General features: G+C 68.9%; 8 protein-coding genes. 6 read left to right on the forward strand and 2 right to left on the reverse strand.

Annotation, left to right across the window (positions count from 1 at the left end):
- From HY703_03995 to HY703_04015, 5 genes are all read left to right on the forward strand, one after another.
- Positions 1-731: sigma-54-dependent Fis family transcriptional regulator (locus HY703_03995; protein MBI4544337.1), on the forward strand; the 731-nt coding region annotated here is incomplete at its 5' end.
- A gap of 245 nt (positions 732-976) precedes the next feature.
- Positions 977-1,198: a hypothetical protein gene (locus HY703_04000; protein MBI4544338.1), complete on the forward strand. Its 222-nt coding sequence runs from the start codon at positions 977-979 to the stop codon at positions 1,196-1,198.
- Positions 1,199-1,530: 332 nt separating this feature from the next.
- Entirely contained in the window at positions 1,531-2,643 is a 1,113-nt protein-coding gene (locus HY703_04005) for a hypothetical protein (GenBank protein MBI4544339.1), read from the forward strand.
- 3 nt (positions 2,644-2,646) lie between these two features.
- Positions 2,647-3,387 (forward strand): ATP-binding cassette domain-containing protein, encoded by a 741-nt coding sequence (locus HY703_04010; GenBank protein MBI4544340.1) that lies wholly within the window; start codon positions 2,647-2,649, stop codon positions 3,385-3,387.
- The gene (locus tag HY703_04015) at positions 3,380-4,108 is read left to right on the forward strand and encodes a hypothetical protein (GenBank protein MBI4544341.1); all 729 of its coding nucleotides are present in this window, start codon (positions 3,380-3,382) and stop codon (positions 4,106-4,108) included. The genes HY703_04010 and HY703_04015 overlap by 8 nt, the downstream gene beginning before the upstream one ends.
- A 336-nt stretch (positions 4,109-4,444) precedes the next feature.
- On the opposite strand, the gene HY703_04020 is transcribed toward HY703_04015, so the two are convergent.
- Complete coding sequence (locus HY703_04020; GenBank protein ID MBI4544342.1) at positions 4,445-4,807, reverse strand: GAF domain-containing protein; 363 nt, start codon at positions 4,805-4,807, stop codon at positions 4,445-4,447.
- A gap of 375 nt (positions 4,808-5,182) precedes the next feature.
- Here HY703_04020 and HY703_04025 point away from each other — a divergent pair, with 375 nt between their 5' ends.
- Positions 5,183-5,470: an HU family DNA-binding protein gene (locus tag HY703_04025; protein MBI4544343.1), complete on the forward strand. Its 288-nt coding sequence runs from the start codon at positions 5,183-5,185 to the stop codon at positions 5,468-5,470.
- 61 nt (positions 5,471-5,531) lie between these two features.
- Here the strand turns inward: HY703_04025 and HY703_04030 are convergent.
- A partial coding sequence (locus HY703_04030) for a DbpA RNA binding domain-containing protein (GenBank protein ID MBI4544344.1) occupies positions 5,532-5,939 on the reverse strand: 408 nt, incomplete at its 5' end.

A 5,939-nucleotide genomic window follows, 5' to 3' on the forward strand; every position in this document is an offset into this window, starting at 1 on the left:
CGTTCACGGGCGCGCAGCAGTCGCACCGCGGGCTGTTCGAGCAGGCCGACGGCGGCACGCTCTTCCTGGACGAGGTCGGGGAGCTCGCACCCGGCCTCCAGGCCAAGCTGTTGATTGCGCTCGAGGACGGCGAGATTCGGCGCCTGGGCGGCGAGCGCACGCTGCGCGTCAACACCCGCGTGATGGCCGCCACCGGGGGCGACCTCGATCACGCTGTCCGCGAGAGCCGCTTCCGTCGCGACCTCTACCACCGCCTCCTCGTCCTCGCCTTCCGCCTGCCGCCGCTCCGCGAGCGCGGGGACGACCTCGAGGCCTTCGCCCGCCTCTTCCTCGACCACTTCAGCCAGAAGTACGGCCGGCCCATCCTGGGATACCACGCCGCCGCGCTCGACCGACTGCTCGCCTACCCCTGGCCAGGCAACATCCGCGAGCTGGCCCACACCATTGAAGCCGCGGTCCTGGCCTGCGATGGCGGCCGCATCAGCATCCACCACCTGCCGCCCAGCCTGGCCCATCCGGGAGCAGTACCGCCTGCACCACCACTCCAGCCCCCCAACGGACGCTACTCCTTCTACGGCTCCCCCGCAGACGAGAAACGCCAGATCCAGGAAGCACTGCGCCGCTGCCGCGGCAACAAGACCCAGGCCGCCGCCGCCCTGGGCATGGCCCGCAATACCCTGCGCCTCAAGCTGCGCTCACTGGGGTTGGATGGGCCGCGCCCGCTCGGATGAGGCTCGAAGCGCCCTCTTTTGCGCGCCCGCTGTCCCGAGCTGGTATCCGGCCCCACCACCGGCACGCCCGCTGATCCTCCTGCCCCCGAAACAACTTGGCAACAACCCATCGCCCGCACACCGCCGCGGCACGCCGGCTGACCTCTCGCGGTGCCGAGACGGCTTCGCACGGCAGGGCTCGCCGCGCGCGAACCGACTTCTTTTTCAACCCCATGACGCGATCAATCGCGGTGAAGGAGGACACCATGGCCAAGCTGCGCAGCATCACCTCGCTGGTATTGCTCGCCCTGTTGCTGGGCGGAGCAGTGACACCCCTGGCTGCCGATGGCGTTGCGGATTGCTACGAAAGGGTAATCGCGAAATGCACAGAGGCACTAGAGCGCTCGAAGTGGTGGGAGAAACCCGCGGTGGGCATTGTCTGCGCGGGCATGCTCATTGGCTGCACCCCGCAAGGCCTCAGCAGGTGAGCTTTCCCGACTGATCCAGCACGACATCCATGCGCGGTGAGCCCTGCACCTGACCCACGCGCCGGCGCGCAACCGAGCGCCGGCCAGCCCCGGCCCAAGCCGACTTTGCCCGGGCGCCGTCGCTTGCCCGTTGGCGCGAGCCGCCCGCCCGGCCGGTACAGTTGTCCTATTCAGCTATGGCAAAACCGCACCGCAGCTGCCATCCATTCCGGCGGCGACCACGGATTCCGCCCAATGGTTGAAGCAAGCGACTCACGCCCCCACTCCGGGCCGCCGGGGGAGCTGGCCCGCCGCCGGTCAGCGGTAGGGGCGCAAACCGGAGGCGCGCGACTGTGAACCGAGGCCCATCCACCTGGCTGCCGCTGTTCCTCGCCGCCGGACTGGTCGCGCTGGGAATGCTGCATTTCGCCCTGAGCAATGTAGGGACCGACCGCCACCCTACACCTAACACGCTTCCGTCACGCGGCCGAGTCGCCCCGCTGCACACTGAATGGCTGGGGGCGCCGGAGGTCATCGCGCGCATTCCCGTGGAAAGTCTGGGCGCTGGTGCAATTACCGGGCTCGCCGTGGCGGGCGGCTCTATCTATCTGATACAGAAGAGCAGTTGGTTGCGCTGGGCGGGCGGACGGCTTTACGGGCCGTTCGGCAGCAGGCAGCGGGGCGCTCCCAACTCCGTTGCGGGCGCCGTGGCGGTCGCTGCCCGAGGGCGCGCGCTCCTCCTGCTAGAGGGCGCGGCGGACCGGGTCTCCGTGTGGACCGAAGCGGGGGAGCGACGGCAGGTACGATCCCTCCAGCCGCTCGGGGCTGGCGCCCTTCTCATTCCGGAGCAGGTTGGCGCCGACGATTCAGCGAGGTTGTACGTGAGCTTGCAAGCGCTTCGACCGCCGCAGGCGGGACGCTGGTTGCTCCTGCGTTATGGGCCGGAGCCGGGGAGGGTCGACACACTTTTCGGGCCGGCAGACATGGCGGAGGCGGCCGGTATCTTTTCGGCTCCCCGGTTCGCCGTCCGCCCGGACGGCAGCCTCCTTCTGGTATCGGCACTGGACTATGAGATCACCTGGCGGGATGGGCAGGGGCGTGCCTTGCGCAAGGCACGCCGGGAGGATCCGCCTCTGTGGCCGATCCCTGACTCGCTCCGCCGCAACTACCTGTCCATCTTCGCGCGCATTCCCCCACACGTGCGACACGCCTACCGCTTGCCCACGCATTTCCCGCCGGTGCGCTACATATTCTGGCGTTCCGATGATCGGATCCTGGTATTCCTGAGTGCACCCGGAGAGATGCTGCACCTGGAATTGCTGGACAGCCAGGGCGCGCCGCTGGCTCACCTCACCGGCACGCCTCTGCCTCCACATACGGTGGCCACCGACACCGCCGTCTATTCCGCCCAGGAGACGCTCGAGGCGGTGCTGATCCAGCGACGGCGCCTTCGCATGGCGGAGTGAATCGTGCCCCGAGTCCGGCTGTCCGGCGTCTCTTTCAGGTACGGGCGCTCGCCGACGCCTGCACTTCAAAACCTGGAGCTGGAGCTCGGCGATGGGGTGATCGGCATCATCGGGCCCAACGGCGCGGGTAAGACCACGCTCTTCCGGCTTCTGCTGGGAAGCCTTGCGCCCGCCGCCGGGACCCTGCTGATCAACGGTGAGCCGCCCACATTGTACCGAAGCCGCCACCCGCTGGGCTTCCTGCCCGAACGCTTGGCGTTCGAGGAGTATCTCACCACGGGCGAGTTCCTGCTTGGGTTAGAGCGGCTCACCGGTGGGATGCAGCCTTCTGATCGCCTGGCGCAACTTTTCGGCGGCGGAATCGGCGATATCTGGAGTGCGCGCCTGGGAAGCCTGTCGCTCGGCCAGCAGAGGAAAGTCGAACTCGCCGCCACGCTGATTGCGGATCCCGACCTCCTGCTCCTCGACGAGCCGACCAATGGCCTCGACCCATCGAGCGTTGCCTGGCTGCGCGGCGCAGTGCTGGAGCAGAGACGGCCGGGGCGCACCATGCTCATCGCGTCCCATCACCTGGACGAGTTGCAGCGAGTCGTGGATCACCTTGTTCTCCTGAACCGCGGGCGCGTTGTCGCAGATCTTGCCCGTGGGGCGGCCCTGGCCAAGCACGGCTCGTTTGAAGCGTTCTTCCTCGACACGCTGGGAGCCGATGCCTCCAACTCCGGAGTGCAGATGGGCCGTGAATAGGACGTCTCGGCAGTGGCGCCTGGCGTACTGGTGGCGAGTATCGCCGGGAAGGACGGGGCTTTCGATCCTGCTGGTGGCGCCGGCCGTGCTGCTGCTGCCGCTCGGCCGGCTCGGCTTCTGGGAGCAATGGTTTGTTGGCGCCACAGTGCTGGCGTGGTTGGGCGCATTCGTGCTCGCCGCCCTGGTAGGCCGCGATAGCGGCGCGCCCAGCCGCTCCCTCGTGTGGCTGTACCAGAAGGGGATCTCGCCCGCCGATCAGCTGGTCAGCTACTGGCTCCTGGACGCCGCCTTGGGCACGAGCGTGGTGGCGTGGTGGGGCGCGGCGTGGCTCGCCGCCAACGCTGTCCTGGCGGGCGAGCCGATCCGATATGTGGCCTCGTTCGCTCTCTGCATGGAGTTGATCTTCCTGATCGGTCATGCCTTCCTGTTCCCACTAGCCGCTCTGGGATCCAAGCGAGGTGTGGACCTCCTCGCGTTGCTGGCCCTCCTTGCCATGCTCCAGCCGGTGCTGCAGTTCCTCGAGGCGTTGCCGCAGGGAGCTCGAGAGGCGCTTCACTGGGTGCTGCCCCCGCTGGTCGACGCGACGCGCGTCGGCCCCGTCCTGGCACATGGCCTTTGGACGGAGCTGATTCCGGCCCTCGCCCATATCCTGGCTTGGCTGGCCTCATGCCTGATGATCGGGATCATCGCCCTGCGACGGTGGCGGCCCGTCCGTCCCTGAGCCTGGAAGCCCAAACGGCCGACCCTGGCGACGACGGCGCCCCAAAGATATCTTGCTCGCCTGGCAAAGGCCGGTCACCGGCCGCTCGTGGTGGTAGCGCGGAGAGGGGATGATGCGCCAGCTGCCGTGGATCGCAGACCCCGCAAATCGGAACGGCAGGCTGCCACGCACCGTTGAGGCCGCCAACGGGAACGGGACGGGGCTCCTGCGCCATCTCATGCGCTCTTCCGGCGCGCCGCGCCACCCCGAATCGCCCCCCGTCCGGCTGCGCCGGAGCCGCCGCGTCTCCGACGCCTTCACCGCGATTCCCGACCTGCGGCGCGACAGATTTTCCCGTTAGTCGCCGGAAGGCCTGCTGCCGGCCACCGCCCAGAGCTGGCCGGCGACGTAACGCACGAGCTGGCGTTCCCCGGCATTGAGCCGGCGGGCCGCGCCGTAGTAGAAGCTCAGCGCACCCTTTGCCCCGTCCCGGCCAACCAGCGGCGCCGCTACCAGCGACACGAACCCCAGCTCGCGCGCCGGCACCCACCACTCGTGCAGCCCGGGATCCCGGAAGATATCTTCCACCTCGGAGGCAAAGCTCGCGTCCACCAGCGGCGCCACCCGAGCCAGCGCCAGTCGGAAGGCCTCGAGCGCCCCGCGCGCGGCCAGGCACGCCTGCCGGACCTCGCGTGCGACTTCTAACTCTCGCGGCGGCAAGGGTTCAGCTCTTCCGTCCGACATCCCCGCTTCGGGGCGCGTCGCGGGATTCCGAATCACAATTCAAGATTCCAGCCCCTGGCTGCCGGCGCGGCGTCGGGAAAGCCGCGCGCCCACGCCAATATCTCTCTTGACGCGGTTGGGCCGCCGCCATACTGTAGCACACGCTTTTTCGGCCAATCATCCCTCGTGGGCCCAGCGGGCGCGTCATAGCGGCGTGGGCGGCCAGAAGTTGGCGGTGCCGGTTCGGGCTGCGCAAGGCTGCCTCGTAGGTGGCACACGCGAGAGCTTGCCGGGCGAGGAAGGTAGGCAGACCCGCCGCCTGCGGTCCCCGGAGCGTAGTCGCCATGGTCACTTAACTCGAGGAGCAATGCCATGAACAAGTCGGAACTGGTCCAGACGCTGTCGAGCCGCACCAACATGACCAAGGCGCAGGCATCCCGCGCCCTGGACGCGATGTTCAACGCAGGAAACGGCATCATTGCCCAGACGTTGAAGCGAGGTCAGAAGGTGCAGATCACCGGCTTCGGCACATTCGAGACCAGGGCTCGCAAGGCGCGCACCGGCCGTAATCCGCGCACGGGCAGGGAGATCCGCATTGGCCCGACGACGAGTCCGTCGTTCCGGCCGGGGAAGGCGCTCAAGGATACGGTGAAGCGTTAGTGAGGGATCCTGCTCGTGGCGCGAGAGCCGCGTCCCGCCCGGCGACGCGGCTCTCGTGTTTTCAGCCCGTCCTTCCCCGCCGCCCCGGAGCGGGCGCCGGTTTCCGGTCGTAATCGACCCGAAGGCTGCGCCCCTTGAGGGTTGTACCGTTGAGCGCCTGGATCACGCGCTCGGCGATCTCGCCCGTCACCTCGACAGTCGAGTGAGTGTCCCGGATCTCGATCCGGCCGATCTGCTCGCCGGAAACCCCCGCCTCACCGGTGATCGCGCCCAGCAGGTCGCCGGGCCGCAGGCCATCGCGCTGCCCGGCGCTGACGAACAGCCGGAACCACGCGGGCGGAGGGGGCGGCGCCCCGGCGCGCGGCGCTCGTGCCCTGGCTCGCTCGGCCGGGGCCGGCCCGGCCGCCGGGCGCCGCCGCAGCAGGGCAGCGGCCGCAGCCGCCACCTCGGCGGCCGCGAACTCCTCGAA

Source organism: Gemmatimonadota bacterium (genome assembly GCA_016209965.1).
Classification (GTDB): Bacteria; Gemmatimonadota; Gemmatimonadetes; order Longimicrobiales; family RSA9; genus JACQVE01.